Origin of the sequence: Pseudomonas sp. YeP6b (assembly GCF_025642995.1) — a bacterium.
Taxonomy (GTDB): domain Bacteria; phylum Pseudomonadota; class Gammaproteobacteria; order Pseudomonadales; family Pseudomonadaceae; genus Aquipseudomonas.
In genome coordinates, this window is the sequence record NZ_CP080090.1 from 6073124 (window position 1) to 6089876 (window position 16753).

The 16753-nt window shown below is 55.5% G+C and carries 10 protein-coding genes; 2 read left to right on the forward strand and 8 right to left on the reverse strand.

Translation table 11 applies throughout. From position 1 onward, the window contains the following. Nucleotides 1–62: 62 nt before the first annotated feature. Both KZH41_RS27425 and KZH41_RS27430 read left to right on the forward strand, forming a co-directional pair. Nucleotides 63–1781: a C13 family peptidase gene (locus KZH41_RS27425; protein ID WP_263274047.1), complete on the forward strand. Its 1719-nt coding sequence runs from the start codon at nucleotides 63–65 to the stop codon at nucleotides 1779–1781. A gap of 29 nt (nucleotides 1782–1810) precedes the next feature. Beyond that, on the forward strand, nucleotides 1811–2452 hold the full coding sequence (locus tag KZH41_RS27430) for an oxidoreductase (protein WP_094951237.1): 642 nt from the start codon (nucleotides 1811–1813) through the stop codon (nucleotides 2450–2452). A gap of 128 nt (nucleotides 2453–2580) precedes the next feature. On the opposite strand, the gene KZH41_RS27435 is transcribed toward KZH41_RS27430, so the two are convergent. The 8 genes from KZH41_RS27435 to KZH41_RS27470 form a co-directional block, all read right to left on the reverse strand. Beyond that, complete coding sequence (locus KZH41_RS27435; RefSeq protein WP_263274048.1) at nucleotides 2581–2865, reverse strand: YceK/YidQ family lipoprotein; 285 nt, start codon at nucleotides 2863–2865, stop codon at nucleotides 2581–2583. Then, nucleotides 2858–3487 carry a flavin prenyltransferase UbiX gene (gene ubiX, locus KZH41_RS27440; RefSeq protein ID WP_094951235.1) on the reverse strand — a complete coding sequence of 210 codons (630 nt, stop codon included), beginning with the start codon at nucleotides 3485–3487 and terminating at the stop codon, nucleotides 2858–2860. The genes KZH41_RS27435 and ubiX overlap by 8 nt, the downstream gene beginning before the upstream one ends. Then, on the reverse strand, nucleotides 3484–4833 hold the full coding sequence (gene mpl / locus KZH41_RS27445; protein ID WP_094951234.1) for a UDP-N-acetylmuramate:L-alanyl-gamma-D-glutamyl-meso-diaminopimelate ligase: 1350 nt from the start codon (nucleotides 4831–4833) through the stop codon (nucleotides 3484–3486). The genes ubiX and mpl overlap by 4 nt, the downstream gene beginning before the upstream one ends. 219 nt (nucleotides 4834–5052) lie before the next feature. Further along, complete coding sequence (locus KZH41_RS27450) at nucleotides 5053–5748, reverse strand: hypothetical protein (protein WP_263274049.1); 696 nt, start codon at nucleotides 5746–5748, stop codon at nucleotides 5053–5055. A gap of 565 nt (nucleotides 5749–6313) precedes the next feature. After that, nucleotides 6314–9547: a hypothetical protein gene (locus KZH41_RS27455; protein ID WP_263274050.1), complete on the reverse strand. Its 3234-nt coding sequence runs from the start codon at nucleotides 9545–9547 to the stop codon at nucleotides 6314–6316. Nucleotides 9548–9883: 336 nt separating this feature from the next. Next, a complete protein-coding gene (locus KZH41_RS27460; RefSeq protein ID WP_263274051.1) occupies nucleotides 9884–10984 on the reverse strand; it encodes a hypothetical protein in 1101 nt (366 codons plus the stop codon). Between the two features lie 120 nt (nucleotides 10985–11104). Further along, the gene (locus KZH41_RS27465; protein ID WP_263274052.1) at nucleotides 11105–14518 is read right to left on the reverse strand and encodes a hypothetical protein; all 3414 of its coding nucleotides are present in this window, start codon (nucleotides 14516–14518) and stop codon (nucleotides 11105–11107) included. 247 nt (nucleotides 14519–14765) lie between these two features. Further along, nucleotides 14766–16673, reverse strand: coding sequence for a sigma-54-dependent Fis family transcriptional regulator (locus KZH41_RS27470; RefSeq protein WP_263274053.1), 1908 nt, complete (start codon nucleotides 16671–16673; stop codon nucleotides 14766–14768). Nucleotides 16674–16753: the final 80 nt, after the last annotated feature.

Here is a 16753-nt window from a genome sequence, read left to right on the forward strand (position 1 = left end):
TAAATTTATGTATGAATCCTGCGGCTGCGGCATACTCGGCGCTCAATTATCCGGATCCCGCTATGCGCCCACTCGCTCCCCTTGCCCTTGCCCTGTTGCTCACCGCTTGCGGAGACGGCGAATCGCTGTTGCCGCCCGATGCGCGCCTGCCCGATGGCGGCCGTTACCGGGGCGATGTGGTCAATGGTTTGCTGCAAGGCCAGGGCCGAGTGGACTACCCCAACGGCAGTTGGTACGCCGGCCAGTTCGACAAAGGCCAGTGGCACGGCCAGGGCGAATGGCACGGCAGCAACGGCGAGGTCTATAAAGGCCAGTTCCAGCAAGGCCTGTTCGACGGCCAAGGCAGCCTGACTACCCCGGGCAGCAGCTACGTCGGCGGCTTCAAAAACGGTCGGCGCAACGGCGAAGGCACCCTCAAAGAGGGGCAGATGACCTATCGCGGCGAATTCAAGGACGACCAGTATTCCGGCCTCGGCCGCCTCGAGCTGGCCGACGGCAGCCAATACCAGGGCCAGTTCGCCCACGGCAAGCCGAATGGCGAAGGCCAGCGCAACGACGACAGCGGCAACCAGTTCAGTGGCCACTTTGTCGATGGCCAACTCGAAGGCAACGGCACCTTCAACAGCGCCGACGGCGATATCTATGTCGGCCAGTTCAAACAAAACCAGCTCAACGGCAAAGGCCGCTATGAAAACGCCGACGGCGACGTGTGGATCGGCCAATTCAAGGAGGGCGCGCTCAGCGGCAAAGGCGAGCTGATCGGCGTCGACGGCAGCCACTATGTCGGCCAGTTCAGCGAATGGCGCTTCACGGGCGAAGGCCGCCTGAACCTCACCGATGGCAGCTTCTACATCGGCGGCTTCGACAGCGACAGCTATCAAGGCAAAGGCACCCTCGTACTGACCGATGGCACCGTAGAGGCCGGCACCTGGGTCAATGGCATGCGTGTGCGCGACGCCGACGGCAAGCTACTGCCCGACCCGCTGGAGATCGGCGTACTGGCCCAAGGCCGCTTGCTGGATGCCGCCCTCGCCGCGGTGCCCGCCTCCACGCCCGCCGTCGAGCTGTACACCCTGGCGGTGGCCGGTGATGGCAAGCAAAGCGTGTTCCTGCGCGAAGCCGATTACGTCAGCAACATGCTCGCCACCCGCTTTGGTGCGCGCGGGCAAATCCGCCTGGTCAACCACCGCGACCATATCGCCGACCGCCCTCTGGCCACCCGCGAAAGCCTGCGCCGTGCCGTGCTAACCCTGGCCGAGCGCACGGGGCCGCAAGACCTGGTGTTTATCTACATGACCAGCCACGGCACCCACGAACACGAACTGGTGCTCGACCAACCGCGCATGGAGCTGGCCGACCTGCCCGCCGATGAGCTGGCGGCGGTACTCGCCCCGTTGAAAAACCGCGACAAGATCATCGTGATTTCGGCCTGCTACTCCGGCGGGTTTATCCCGGCGCTGAAAGATGAGCGCACGCTGATCATGACCGCCTCGCGCGCTGATCGCGTGTCCTTCGGCTGCTCCGAGGAAGCGGACTTCACCTACTTCGGCGACGCTCTTTTCGCACAAGCCTTCAACCAGACTGACGATTTGCAACAAGCCTTCAAATTGGCCCAACTGCATGTCGCTGAACGCGAACAGGCGGATAACTTCGAAGCGTCCGAACCGCAGATCTGGGCCCCCAAAGGCGTGATCGCCCATTGGCAGTTATTACGTAAACAGCAGGCACGAAAGGCGCTCGAAAGCGTCTCAATGAATAGCAAGGAAGCCAAAGGCAACTAAGCTGTAACGTGTAACAAGGGGGAAACACCATGTACCTGACACCTCAACATATCCTGCTCGCTGGCGCCTCCGGCCTGACCGGCGAACACCTGCTCGACCGCCTGCTCAACGAACCGACCGTGACCCGCGTACTGGCGCCCAGCCGCAAGCCGCTGGCCGAACACCCGCACCTGGAAAACCCAGTAGGCGACCCGGCGGTGTTCCTGCCGCAACTGAGCGGCCAGGTCGATATCGCCTTTTGCTGCCTGGGCACCACCATCAAGCAAGCGGGTTCCGAAGCAGCCTTCCGCGCCGTCGACTTAGACATGGTCGTGGCCTTCGCCAAGCGCGCACGGGAAATGGGCGCACGGCACCTGATCGTGATCAGCGCGATTGGCGCCGACCCGAAATCCTCGATCTTCTACAACCGGGTCAAAGGCGAAATGGAACAGGCGCTGAAGGCCCAGGACTGGCCGCAACTGACCATCGTGCGGCCTTCGCTGCTGCTGGGGGAACGCTTGGAGCCGCGCTTGGCCGAGCAACTGGCCGGGCCGTTGTCGCGACTGATTCCAGGCAAGTACCGCGGCATTGAAGTCTGCGAACTGGCCCGCGCCATGTGGCGCCTGGCGCTGGAAGAGCAGGATGGGGTGCGGGTGGTGGAGTCGGATGAGCTACGCAAGCTGGGCAAGTGATTTTGCATTGATTGGAAGGGCCTAATCGCAGGCAAGCCTGCTCCCACAGGGGAATGCATTCTAAATGTGGGAGCTGGCTTATCGGGTCGCCGCATCGCTGCGATGAGGCCGGCAGCGGCACCGCTGACCTACAGGCCGCCCGTGGCGTTAAACCCAACACCCAGCACCGTCAACAACGACAGCGGCAACAGCAGCGTATCCAGCAGCGCACTGGCCGGCAGGTCTACATGTGGATAACTCGGCGCCTCAGCGCCAAACCGGTCCTTGGCGCAGCAGCCGCCGTTAATCGCATACAAATCCAGCCGCGTGCCGGCATACACCACCGGCGCGCCGGGCCGTGCGGCATCCAGCGTGCGCGCCGTGGCGCAGCCGGTCAGTTGCAGCACCAAGACCACCAGCAGCGCCTTATTCATCGCTGCTCAAATGGTGCTCGCCCCAACGCGGCAGCATGTCCTGAGGAATATTGAGCAGGTTGAGAATCCGCGCCACTACAAAATCCACCAGGTCATCGATGGTCTGCGGCTGGTGATAGAAGCCGGGCGATGCCGGCAAGATGGTCACGCCCATGTTCGACAGCTTGAGCATGTGCTCCAGGTGAATGCTCGAATACGGCGCCTCGCGCGGCACCAGGATCAACTGGCGACGCTCCTTCAACGTCACGTCCGCCGCACGCTCGATCAAGTTGTTGCAGGCGCCCGTGGCAATCGCCGACAAGGTGCCGGTGGAACACGGCACCACCACCATCGCCGCCGGCGCACCGGAGCCGGAGGCCACGGGCGACATCCAATCTTCTTTGCCGTACACCTTGATCTGCCCCGCCGCCGCACCGGTGTATTCGGTGAGGAAAGCTTGCATCATCTGCACCTTGGGCGGCAACGTGACATCCGTCTCGGTGGCCAGCACCAGTTGCGCGGCCTTAGAGATCAAAAAATGCACCTCGCGGTCTTCGCGCACCAGGCAATCGAGCAGGCGCAAGCCATACGGCGCGCCGGAGGCACCGGTCATCGCCAGGGTAATGCGTTCCGGGCCGCTCACTTCAACGCCTCGGCCAGTTTGCCGTGCAGGCCGCCGAAGCCGCCGTTGCTCATCACCACCACATGGGTGCCGGGCTTGGCCTGGTGCTTGACGTGTTCAATGATGCCCTCGATAGAGTCGCAGACGGTTGATGGCACGGTGCACAGCGCGGCGATGGCCGGCAAGTCCCAACCAAGATTGGTCGGTGCGTACCAGACCACCTGGTCGGCATCGTTGACGCTTTCCGGCAGGCCATCGCGGTGTGCACCCAGCTTCATGGAGTTGGAACGCGGTTCGACTATCGCAATGATATTCGCGTCACCGACCTGCTTGCGCAGGCCATCCAGCGTGGTGGCAATCGCCGTCGGGTGGTGGGCAAAGTCGTCGTAGATGGTAATCCCATTCACGTCAGCGACCTTTTCCATACGGCGTTTCACGCTTTTAAACGCGCTCAACGCGGCGATACCCATCGACGGCACCACGCCCACATGCCGCGCGGCCGCCAGGGTGACCAGGGCGTTGGCGACATTGTGCTGGCCGGTCATGCCCCAATCGACGATGCCTTGGGCTTGCCCTTCAAACAGCACTTCAAATTTAGAGCCGTCCTCGCTGAGCAATTTGACCTGCCACTGCCCGCCCGCGCCGGTGGTTTGTACCGGGGTCCAGCAGCCCATCTCGATCACCCGCTGCAATGCAGGCTCGGTGGTCGGATGGATGACCAGGCCTTCGCTTGGGATGGTGCGCACCAAGTGATGGAACTGGCGCTCGATGGCCGGCAGATCGGGAAAAATGTCCGCGTGATCGAACTCAAGGTTATTCAGGATCGCCGTGCGCGGGCGGTAATGGACGAACTTGGAGCGCTTGTCGAAGAACGCACTGTCGTATTCGTCCGCCTCGATCACAAAGAACGGTGTGTCGCCCAAACGCGCCGACACCGAGAAGTTTTGCGGCACGCCGCCGATCAGGAAGCCCGGGCTCATGCCCGCGTGCTCCAGCACCCAAGCCAGCATGCTGCTGGTGGTGGTTTTGCCGTGAGTGCCGGCCACCGCGAGCACCCAGCGACCTTGCAGCACATGGTCTGCCAGCCACTGGGGGCCGGAGACATACGGCAACCCTTTATTGAGTACGTATTCGACCGCTGGGTTGCCACGCACCATGGCGTTGCCGATCACCACCAGGTCCGGGACCGGGTCGAATTGCGCAGGATCGTAGCCTTGGGTCAACTCGATACCCTGGGCCTGCAGTTGCGTGCTCATGGGCGGGTAAACGTTGGCGTCGGAGCCGGTGACGTGGTGGCCCAGCTCTTTGGCCAGAACCGCCATCGAGCCCATGAAAGTGCCACAGATACCGAGAATATGAATGTGCATAGTTGACCTCTTAAACATCGAGGCAGGTTAGCGCAGGGAGTAGGAAATCGCACTCTTTAGGTGGGGGCGTTCATACGTAGGGCGTAATTGCGAGCCTTGTCAGCCTTATCGAAAGCGCTGCCGCGTACGATATGAGCGTGCGCACATCGACACAACAGCGCTTTTGGACGGATACCTATTGCCTGAGTCACCCATCAGGCATTAAAAACCGACATTGACCTATACCGATACGGTTTCACTCTTCACGTTCGCCTTATTAATGGCGGCTATGGTCGCGTTGAGGGCTGCCATTCTGGGCTCCAAGCTCGCTGCTCGGCTTTTGATGTCGTCCAGTTGCCCACCCGTTGAAGCTGCCTGAAACGCAATATCCCGCTTCTGAGCTTCTTTAGCGAACTCCGGCTCAAGGTAGTCAAGCATTTCCTCAAGGTAGTCCATACGTTCATCATTTGTTTTTGATATCCATTCCACGCTTGGTCCATGAAACTCTTCTGAACGAAGTACAGCCAAGGAGTGTAGTAATAGGAAAACGCTCTTCTGACTATGATCAACCACCCGTCCTTCCATAACACGTTGCTCTGTAGCAGGCGTCGCTGGCGGATTAATGAGCGGCTTGAGGACTTCGAGAACAATGTTGGCGCCAAATGTCCCGACGATCGTGAGGGGCACTGTGATCGATGCCGTAATTCCAGCGACCTTTGCAATATCCTTACGCTGGAGTGAAAGCGCCCGGTCGGCTTTCGCACCGCTGGCCTTCGATAAGGTCTTTGCGTTCTCTTCCAGGGCATGCGAAGAAAAAGGTTCAACCTCCCTGCCATTCACTTGACCTGGCGCCGGCTGAGCAAATAATTTATCTCGAGCTTCAGCATCTTTTTGAATTTTCCACTTTTGTTGTTGCGCCTCTTTATATTGATCCAAACCTGGGGATTCGTGGGCATTGCCATCGACAACGTCTCCAGGCTGTCGGGTGCCACTTGCGTGCCCAGGCCCTGCGAAGCTGCCAACTTTTGAGTCAACGAAGTTCTGATCAAAATGCTCATTGCTAGTGCCCGGCTTAGGTCCTGATGCGTCTCCTATCTTCGCAGTATCAACGGACTTAACAGCGGGAGGTGACTCGACGCGCCGGGTCCACCCCCCACTCATAAAGTCCCCAATTTTCGAGAATGCGACGGCCCTTACGGATGCATTTGAAAATATCATAATGATTTACCTAATGGTTGTTTGACATTAGAAAGTCATCCATTTCCTTCATAGACTACGTGATATAAAAGACTCAACCCGTTCCAAAACACTCAACAACAATATATTTCACTCTCACCGACAGCCCCCTGACCAGACACATAATTAAGCAACAATAAAGACGCGTCACACCTACCAAAAACACACCCAAAGCGGGTGTATACTCAGCCAGTTAACAAGCGCTTTCTTATTGCGATACGAACCGTTACAGGGGGATCGCACGCTAGGCTGCTTTATACGAAACCTAAGACTTTCCCTTCAGAGATTCCAGCGCGCTCACTACACCAAATTGTGCTAACTGAGGCCCAAAGGGTGCATTCGTGATTATACTGTACGAATACCATGCGCTCTTTTTGAAAACAGCCACCACGGGGATAAATGAATTATTAGTCTCCGACCGATAAAACCCTTTAACAATATCACCTTCCTTGTAAACCCTTGTCACATCATAGCGCTGATAATGGCCTTTCAATCGAGACAGTACCTCGTCGCCATGATTAAGCAGATATTTAATGTCTTTATAACCAGCACTTGCCCCACGGTTCAAGTTTTTCGCGATATCAACCGCATCCGTATACCCCACAGAGGCACCGACACCGGCAAAAACAAAACTTTTGATGACATGAGGCGCCGACTTACCCGCCCTGTACGCTTTACGCGCAGTATTGAGCCCAGGAAGGATGAACCCCAAAATATCGAAACCGATATTAAAGACAGCCCCTGAGACATTCCCCTTGATCGCATCTTGAATGCCATCATAAAAGGGAATAAGCCCAAGAAAAAAACCCTTTAATTTTTCATCATAGGCGCGCCCTTTTTCAAGCGCGGTGACCTCGGCCGCCACTGACTTGAGCGCCTCATAATCTTTCGTAAAAAACTTACCCACCCCTAGCCCCAGCGAGCCATTTCGCCCGGAAAAATAAGCGCCTGGCACTTTACCGTCTACACGTGGTTGATCCTGTACGTTATCAACTTCACCATATTGCTTATATACATTATACGTGCCGGCAACCCGACCTTTGGAGCTCCCACCAAAATAGGCACTGTCGTTAGCGTTGTTTTGATCGCCGGGAAAACCTTGTTCCTTGATGAGTTTCCCTAGGGCTGGAAAGTAACTATAGTAGTCAACCGATCCGTCCTGGCTCTGCACCTTCATGAGCAAACCATGCTTCCCTTTTAACGCCTCCAACTCCGGCGCAGTCGGGAGGCGAGGGATACGTCGGGGAAACAGAGAATGTGACGGTTCAAGCTGTGTACCGAGAAAGGGTCGAGACACTTCCATAACACTGATATTCGACTGCCTTATGCGCTCTCTGTCAGCCAACGGTAACAGCGAAATCTGGTACTTGAACTGAATAGCCCACGCACTTTCATGGGTTTTTTTGTATTCCTGAAATTTTTCATCAAAGGGTTTATTGATATCGGGAATAAGTTCAGACAAGCGCGACTTTAACGCATTCCAAGGAAGGTCCTTATTATTCAGCGACATCCATTTATCCGGCTCAATCGGCCCACTCATATAAATATCAAGCAGAGAGACCGGGTCGTGTTTTACCCCGGGAGACTGCAACACGTTCTTTGTCGGGTCCACGTCTGGAAAAACCCGTTTCAACTCAGCCAGCGCCAACTCTTTTCGAGTCGTTGCCGGCAACAATAACGCTGCACGCGCCCACTCCAGCTCTTCTTGCTGCTTATTTAACGCGTCTTGTGAACGTTTGATGTCCGCGTACGCGTATACGTGGTTGGGCTTACTGTCGATCACGTCATTAGCCAGGCCCCAGGCAATAATAGGGTTGCCCGATGCGGCACTTAGCTGATCTTCGCTCTCCAAGGAGATGAGTGGAGCCCCACCATAAGCCATGATTTGGCTGAACGTCATGTTGGCTGACGCCCCAGGCAGTTGTTGCTCGATACGTAAAGCCTCGATGCAGAAATTTGCCCACGTATGAGAGCCATAAATAATATTAGCGGGGATGTCTCTTACTAGGAACTCAGGGGCAGCAGCCGATAATAATAGCTGTGCGGCAACAGGTGCTGCTTCGACGCCCACCCTGCTTTCAAGATGAATTGTAAAGCGTTTAACAATTTCGGCAGGTGAGGCACCCGCATTGTTTTTGTCATACAGATTATAGCCGGCCACGTTGAAGCGCGACTTGCCTACATCCGGGTCCAGTTCTTGTATAAGCGCGGCATTCACACTCTCAATCGCACTGGTTGGCGTCTCCAGTATCTTGAGCCTTTTTTGTATATTTTGACCCAGCGCCTGCGCCTCAGGTGACCGAATGAGCTGCTCCCGTGCTAACGCGGGGTTTTGGGCCATCGCCTGCCGGGTAGGCGCAGGGATCGCGCTAATCAACATACGCAATAAACTGCCCGTTGCTGCCTCTGATTGAGGATTTGAAACCCGGGGCACTTGTCGCGTCTTCCATTCATCGACCACTGCTCGCATCTTGCGCAGTGAAGTAGCGCCTAACAATCCGACCACCGGCCTTACCCCACCAGAATCCAACTGTGGCGCCCGATGGGCAAGATCAAAGGATAGGGCCAGCGCCATGCCCTGTGCCTGCTTGCTGTTGATGGGGACATTATTCCCCTCCAACTTGAGGATTTGCGCGACGCTCATTTCCCGGCGCTGCTCGCGGGCAAACCGGCCAGAGCGTGAGTCAATGAGGACGTTGACTTTATCCAGGTCGATTTTCCCATTTGCATCGTCTACCTGAGACTTCAGCGCAGTAATCAGTGCATGACGATTAGCATCCTCTCCCAACGACTTCTGCTGCTGCGCTATCGCCTCTGCAGATCGCAGCGACGCATGGGCCACAGGCGCGAATTCAAACAGCGCTTTTTCCGCTAAACGCTTGCGGTGCTCAACGGCCTGCGCAGGCGAGAGGTCTATAGGCTTATTGTAAAATCGCCCCACTGTGTACAGGGGCACCTCGCCGTCCGGCCAGGGGTAACTAAACGCTTGCCCGTATTCGGGTGCGATCGCTTTGGCAATTGACAACAGTGTTCGAGAAATATCTGACCAGCCCGAATCGTCCTTTAACGAAAAGGTTTGTTCCTTGCCATCTACAATACCGGTGAGCTCCCCACGGGCGGGATGCAGTTTCAAGAGCCTTGTATCAAGCCCCTGTTCTTTCGCCCACGCCAAGAACCCTGGGCCTTTGAACGCGCTGTCGAGTTGTGTGCGCCAACGCCCGAGTGTGGACTGTAGAGGAACCTCAACATTGGGCGGCGCCATTGAGGTCTGATAGGAACGTGTAGCCAATGCTCGTGCGAAGAACTTCGCCACTTGAGCATCACCATGTGCGCGACGGTCAGGGCTATCAGCCAGCCCTGCATTGCGCTTACTTCGAACTGCATTGCTATCGGTGTCCGCCGGGGCGGTCTTCACGGCAGGTAGGGCGACCGTTTCAACCGACGCTGCAACATGAAGTGGAAAGATCGGTCTTGAATTAAAACCCGAAACACTCGTCATTTAACACCTCGCAGATAAGATAGTGCCCTCTTTTTAAGTGGGCACCTGCGATGAAGCAGTTCCTCGCGAACACGCAAACACACCGTGTGTGACACTTCTATGTTAACCCCCGAAAATCATTCATCTGATCACTGAGCGGTGCTAATGCCCACAGCAATATTCAAACGCCCTCTTAATTAAGTACCGCCACTCGTAGCCCCAAAAAAAATGCCATTGCATCCAAAGGCGTCGCGTGCACACGACCTCTTCGAATACAACAGCATTTTGGGAACAGCTTTACGCCGCTGACTGCAAAGAGGCAGGTCAGGCGTTAAAAAAGCTCAGGCGCATGCCTTACTACGCTAGAGCGTTGAGCTTTCTGGTGACTTCAGCAGTAAGATCGGCCATAACCGCCAGCCTGCCTTCAATGTTTTTTGCGCGCCCCTCGACGGAGGGTTCTTCGATACGCGAATCGCCCCACGAGAAGTCAACGCCAACCTTTTTGGCCATCTCTACAAAACCACGCTCAAGGTGGATAGTTATAGACTCAAGCGACGTCATACGCTCTGCGTCGGATTTAAGCGCCCACTGAAAGTCTGGCTTCATCTCCTTACCACCCTTCTGAAGACCAGCCAGTATATTCACGGCGTCAAAAACATCGATCTGAAGTTGATCGATAATTTTTGTGTCGGCAAGCGTAGTTTTAAACTTAGCGGAAATATCGTCACCCAAATGCTTTTCGATCGTCTTAGTGATGGCGGCAACCGCCGTTGTTACTGCCGACTGGACGCCTAGCACGATAATGAGCTTTTTAGTATCCGAGAGCTTCTTTTCGGGTGTCACACTTTCATCGGCGTCAGCTTTGACGTCTTCCGACGCGGTCTTTTCTGCCTTGTTTGCGTCAGGGGTAGCGGTGGCTTCTTCAAACTCTTTTTTTGCTTTCTTCAACGTGTCCGAGGAAAACGGCGAGATGGCTTTGCCATTCACGTTTGCGTTGGGCACAGACAAATGTACAGAGGCGGGTTCGACGATGGTGATCTTCTCATACTCAAACTTTCCGAGTTGGTCGCTCTCGACTTTAAACCCAGCTTGCTCCGCGGCAATGTCTTTATCAAATGCACCCGCCCCGGAACTTCCAGGCTTATTTGCGTCAGCGTCTGGTAGTTTTCCAACATCCGGATTCTTATTACCGTCTGGGGCCAGCGGTTTTTTCTTTTTAATAAAATTTACCTTGCTTAGCCTCCCACGTCCCTCTCGACTGAAACGATCACCTTCATCAGCAAACATCTCATACTCTATAGCAGCGATATCCCGGCCAACACTTTTTGCAGCGCTGTCATGGGCAACATCTAACGCTGAAGGTAATACGTTCTGTGGTGCTGGCTTACTCGCAGGCTCAGGGGCCGACTGCTGCTGAGCGAAAGACAACGGCCACACGGTAGAGTTTACAACGTTCATATGATTCACCTAATGATTGATTTACATTAGGAAGCCATCCATTTCCTCCACAACATGAGTGGTAAGTCCACTCAAAGCGTTCCAGCAAAAACCAGAAAAACCAACTGCCAACTTACTTAATTATTGATGCTTTAGAGCACTCCCCCCCACCGCATCAACAAGACTGTCCTGCACCAACTGCAAGCCATACGGAGTTTTGGTTATGAGGTTATAACCATACCAACCACCGTTGAGAAAAATCGCTGTAATAGGTTTAACATCACCGGAATGGCCCGTTACTTTGTGATAAAAGTTCCTGACGACATCATTATGTTTGTACACGGTTCGCGCATCAAAATCTCTGACGGTTCGAGAGAACACCCCGGGTAACGTGGAGGCCAGATTATTTAATTCTCGCCCTGCGGCTTTTATTCCAGTTCGTGCATTTTTTGGCGCGGATAACACATCATCAAATGAGAACGATGAGGCCACGCCTTTTACTGCCCCAGAGGCGAGTGCCTTAAGTAATCCCCGGCCGGCTTTGAGGGCTTTTCGCGCCTGACCAGCACCGGGAATAAGAAAGCCGAAGATATCGAAGCCCAGATCCAAGACAGCGCCGGAGACATTTCCTTTAATGACCGCCTTAATCCCATCATGGAAGGGAGCCAAACTAAGAAAAAATTCGTCCAGCTTTCGATTAGTTTTTCTTTCCTGCTCTCTATCGGTTACGCCCTTTGCCGCTCTCTTCTCGTGCTCAAAACCGGGTAAAAAATGATGACTGACGGTTGAGCCTAAGTCACGGTACCTTCTGGAAAAATAACCACCCTTTAGCCCCTCTGCTCGGTGAGATGGCACTTGCGATCCAGAACGGTCTGTATTGGGTGACGCCAACCGCTCAACCAGAACCCTTGACCTGGCATGCTCCTTTGGCGGGGCGCCATGATAAGGATTATCGTCAATGCGAAGCACCTCGCCTCGGTCATTGCGCAAAGGCCCCGCCCAGGGTTTCTGCGGCGTGCTTACAAGCGCTTTCGACAGCCGCGGCTCTTTGACTATCTTTGCCAAGAGTGGGAAATAGCTGTAATAGTCAAACACCCCATTACCGCGATCCGCTTGTATCAGTACACCATGACGCCCCGTCAACGCCGCAGCCTCTTGGGGGCTCGGCTCGCTATTAGGCACGAAGCGCTCATGATTATCCGTCTTGACATAATTTTCGCCATCGTACGTTTTACGCACGGCATAGAAGCTGATATCCGAATTATTCAGAATCTCCCGATCGGCGACAGGCAGCAAGGAAGTGTGATACCTGAACAGCGTATTCCAAGCAACTTGTTTTCGCGCTTTATATTTGGCAAACGCTGTGTCAAATGCCCTGTTGATATCCGGGTTCAGCTCATGAAACTGCTTACGTATCTCACTGTACGGCACCGCCTGTTCGTCATTCGATACCCACACTTTTGTAAATAGCTCGCCCGACATATAAATATCCGCCAGCGAGTAAGCGACGTTAAACGGCCAAAGTTCTTGACTGTCCTGAATGACCTTCTTCTCAAAATCTATACGCTTACCATACTGCTTCTCAAAAACCTTCTTAAACGCCGACAGCGCAAGTTCTTTTCGGATAGGCGCCGATCCCGCCAAGACTTCAGACGCCCACCCCAACTCTTGTTGCTGCTTCTGCAGTGCCTTCAGCGCCAGTTGATAGTCTGTCGCTGAATAAACGTTATCCGCCCTCGCGCTGATAAAATCATTCGCAACAGCCCAATCAGTCATCGGGGCACTCCGCACCTCTATGAGCTGATCAAACCCCTGCGCTGAAACCGGTTTTGTTTGCCCAAAAAGCATGACCTGGCTGTACGTCATATTGGCCAGGGCACCCGGCACTTGTTTTTCAATGCGCAAGGCCTCAACAGAATAGTTGAGCCATAGATGCGAGCCATAAACGATATTAGGCGGCAGCTGATTTGCCAAGAACTCAGGTGCTGAGACGGATAACAATATACGCGCCGCAAGAGGCGCCCTCTCAACGCCGACCGTCCCCTCAAGATGACGAGCGAAGCGCTTCGTAATCTCAGAAGGGGTAGCACCGATACTGTCTCGACCATACACATTGTAACCCGCCAGATTATGGCGTGATCTACCGGCAGCCGGATCCAGATCCAGTGCAAGCGCTGCACTTAGATACTCAATGGCGCTGGTGGGCGTTTCAATCCCGCCAAGTTCCTCTTGTATTTTTTTGCCCAACGCCATCGCGTCTGATAACCGGATGAGTGCATCCAACGCCGCAGCCGGACTATCTTTTATCGCCTGCCTTGTGCTGTCGGGAAGTTTGCGCACCAACCGCCCCATCAAACTGTCCGCACCTTGCCCAGCTTGAGAGGTTGGTGGCACGGGTGTTGATTGAGCTTTCCACTGCGCCACTATTTGCCGAATCTGCGTCTGCGAATCAGCGCCCAACACTGCAGCGCCCGATGACCTGACCAATACCGGCGCATAACCTTTGTCCACAGTGGGCGCTCTGTGCTCAAGATCAAAAGACAGCGTTTTTGCCAAGTTACGTGCGGCCTGATAGCCATACGCATCCAGCAGGTCGGCCACACTCACCTCGCCGAGCGGCTCTTCACTCTCATTGAAATACGTTGAGTCGGGGTGGATTGGGACGTTGACCCGGCTTAAATTGATCTTGCCAGCGACATCGTTAATCTGTCGCTCCAGCGCCGTAATGAGTGCGTGAGTGTTAGCCTCATCACCTAACGCTATTTTTTGCTCTTGCAATGCGTCTGGAGATCGTTGCGAGGCATAAGTCATATGCTCGAAAGCGAAGCTCGCGTGCTCTTCCAACTTTTTAAGTTGCGCAGTGGCCTCCAGTACTGTGTGCAGGACCGGCTGATTGTAAAACCGGCTCACTTCGAACATCGGCACCTTGCCCTCAGGCCAGGGGTAATTAAGCGTTTGGTCGCGCCCAGGGGCAATAACCTTGGCGATAGACAACAGTGTATTGGAGACATCGGACCATCCCGAGGTGTCCATTAAAGAAAAGGTCTGTTTCTTATCGCCGACAGTGCCTGTTAGCTCCCCGGTTGAAGGGTTTAACGCCAGGCCAGTTGTATCAAGCCCCTGTTCCTTTGCCCACTCTAAGAAACCGGGGCTTTTGAATGCATGATCCAGTTGCGTGCGCCAACGCCCCAGTGTGGACTCTGGAGCGACTGGAACGTCAGGTGGGTACACTTGGAAGACGTAGTGCGCCGCTGCATGTGCATAGGCTTTCGCCACACCAGCGTCTGCAACTGCACGGGAGCTTAGCGTGTCAGGCTGATCGGCACTGCGCTTCTTGCGACCGCCATCGCCATCCTTGTAACGAAAACCTGAACGTACTGACGCTTTACTGATGCCCACTTCTTGCCCGACCAGCGTAGGTTTTCCACTCATTTGGCCGGAAGGATTTTCGCTCAACGATGGTTTTTTCTTCTCTGGACTTACCGCTGCGGCTTTAGCGTATTCAGCTCTATAAAAATTATCCCCAAACCCAACAGCACTTTTTATAAAAGTCATTTGGCCATCTCACTGTAAAACGGTCACTTACCGTTCGTACACTGAGTGGTTGCATTGCCTACAAATTACACGGCGCACGCGCACAAACATGTACCAAAGAATCTCAGCCAGCAGCATCCTTTCATCTGTAGGCCGCTGACCTCAAGCCTCTCCTACAACCGTAACAAAGTGCTGCCGAGTTGCTGAAAGTGTCGCCACTTTCTTTAATACTTAAACAACCAATGGAAAAAGACCGACAGACTGTAAGTTAAGTTACAGTCCTTCGAGCGATTCCATACTTCCGCAACTTTCTGTAAAGTGTGTTTCGGCTCACGCCCAAATAGACCGCCGTGTTAGTCATGTGCCAACATTGGCGCTCCAGTGCATTAAGCAGCGTTAGACGCTCTGCATCACCCAAGGCAAACGTCGTACTCGCTTCAATCACCCGCTCAGGTTGTGCCTGCCGGATGATCATCGGCAGATCCGCGACGCAGACCTTCCCGCCCTCACAGAGGGCAGCCAGTGTGCGCAGTACGGTGCGTAACTGCCGCACGTTGCCCGGCCAGGCGAACGTCAACAATGCCTGCCGAGCAGCACCATCGAGTACCACCGGTTGCTCACCTGCTTCCTGTATCAGCAGCAAATCCAGTAATTGCTCCTTGTCACTGCGCTCACGCAAGGGCGGCAGAGCGACTTCCAGGCCGTTGAGCCGGTAATACAAGTCTTCGCGAAAATCACCGTGCTGCACGCGCTCCTGCAGGTTGCGATGGGTGGCGCTGATAATTCTGACGTTCACAGCCTGCGGCTCACCACCGATGGGCACCACCATTCGATCTTCCAGCACTCTTAATAGACGGGTCTGCAGGGCAAGGGGCATATCGCCGATTTCATCGAGGAACAGCGTGCCGCCATCCGCCTGTTGCAGCTTGCCTTGCATGCCTTCCTTACGGGCCCCCGTGAAGCTGCCGCCGCGATAGCCGAACAATTCACTTTCGATCAGGCTTTCCGGAATGGCGCCGCAGTTGAGGGCGATAAACGCCTTGTCGGCACGCTGACTGGCCTGGTGCACGGCCTTGGCAAACGCTTCTTTACCGCTGCCGGTTTCGCCGTTGATCAGCAGCGGCACGTCGCGTTCGAAAACCTTAACAGCCTTGCGAAAATCATTCTGCAACGCCGGGTCGCCCAGGCAGATCCCCGGCAGGCGTGGAGCCTCAGGCTTCGCCATCGGCGCCGCAGTGCTTCGCGCTTGGCCACGTAACGCGGCGAATAAATGCCGGCCATCGCGCGTACGCAGCGGCCAACTGGCCGTGGCGTTAACCCTGGCGCGACCGAGCAACTGGTCCAGCGAACACTCGAAAAACGCCTCCACCGGCTGCCCCAGCAGGCCGCCGCGAAGCTGCCCCAGCAGGTTCAGCGCGCTCTGGTTAACCGCACAGATCCGCCCTTCGCCATCGAACGCCAGCAGCCCCTCGCTGAATAACCCAACGGATTCGGCCTGCAGGTGAAAACGCAGCAGCCACTGGTTTTCAAAATGACGCAGGAAGTAACAACTCTCGATCATCTTTGCCGACAGGTTCACCAGCGCCATGGTGTGGAACTGGCTTTGACGCGACACGGCTTCGCGCGCCGACGACACGTCCAGCACCGCCAGCAATTCGCCTTGGGGGTCGAACACCGGGCTCGCCGAACAGGTCAGGCCGGTGTGGCGCCCGCGAAAATGCTCATCGCGGTGAATGGTCAGGGACTGGCGCTCCACCAAGCAGGTGCCGATGCCGTTGGTGCCTTCGCACGCTTCACTCCAGTCGGCGCCCAGCCACAGCCCGGCGCGCTCGAAAATCTTGCGCTCGGAAGGCGCGGTGACGCAGTTGAGGATCACCCCGCGCGCATCGGTGAGCAGTACCGCATGGCCGGCGCCGGAGAGCTGTTGGTGCAGGCTGTTCATCTCGCTGCCGGCGATGTGCAGCACCTGTTGCAGGCGTTCGCGACTTTCCAGCAGGCGCCCGTGTTCGAGCACGGTGGGGGCGATGCTCAATGCGGGGTCGAGGTGGTAGTCCTCCAGGCAACGCAGCCAGGAACGGGCGATGGACGGGTCGCTGCCGGGGCCTTGGGCAATCTCTTGCCCGCGTGTGACGGTGAGGACTTGCTGGGCGTGGCGGCTGAACTGATCGTTGTGCATGTTCTTATTATTCTCCCTGCGTACTGCTTGAGAACAGCCAGCATCCCCCAGCCATCCGGCCATTGCAATCCCGGGCAGAC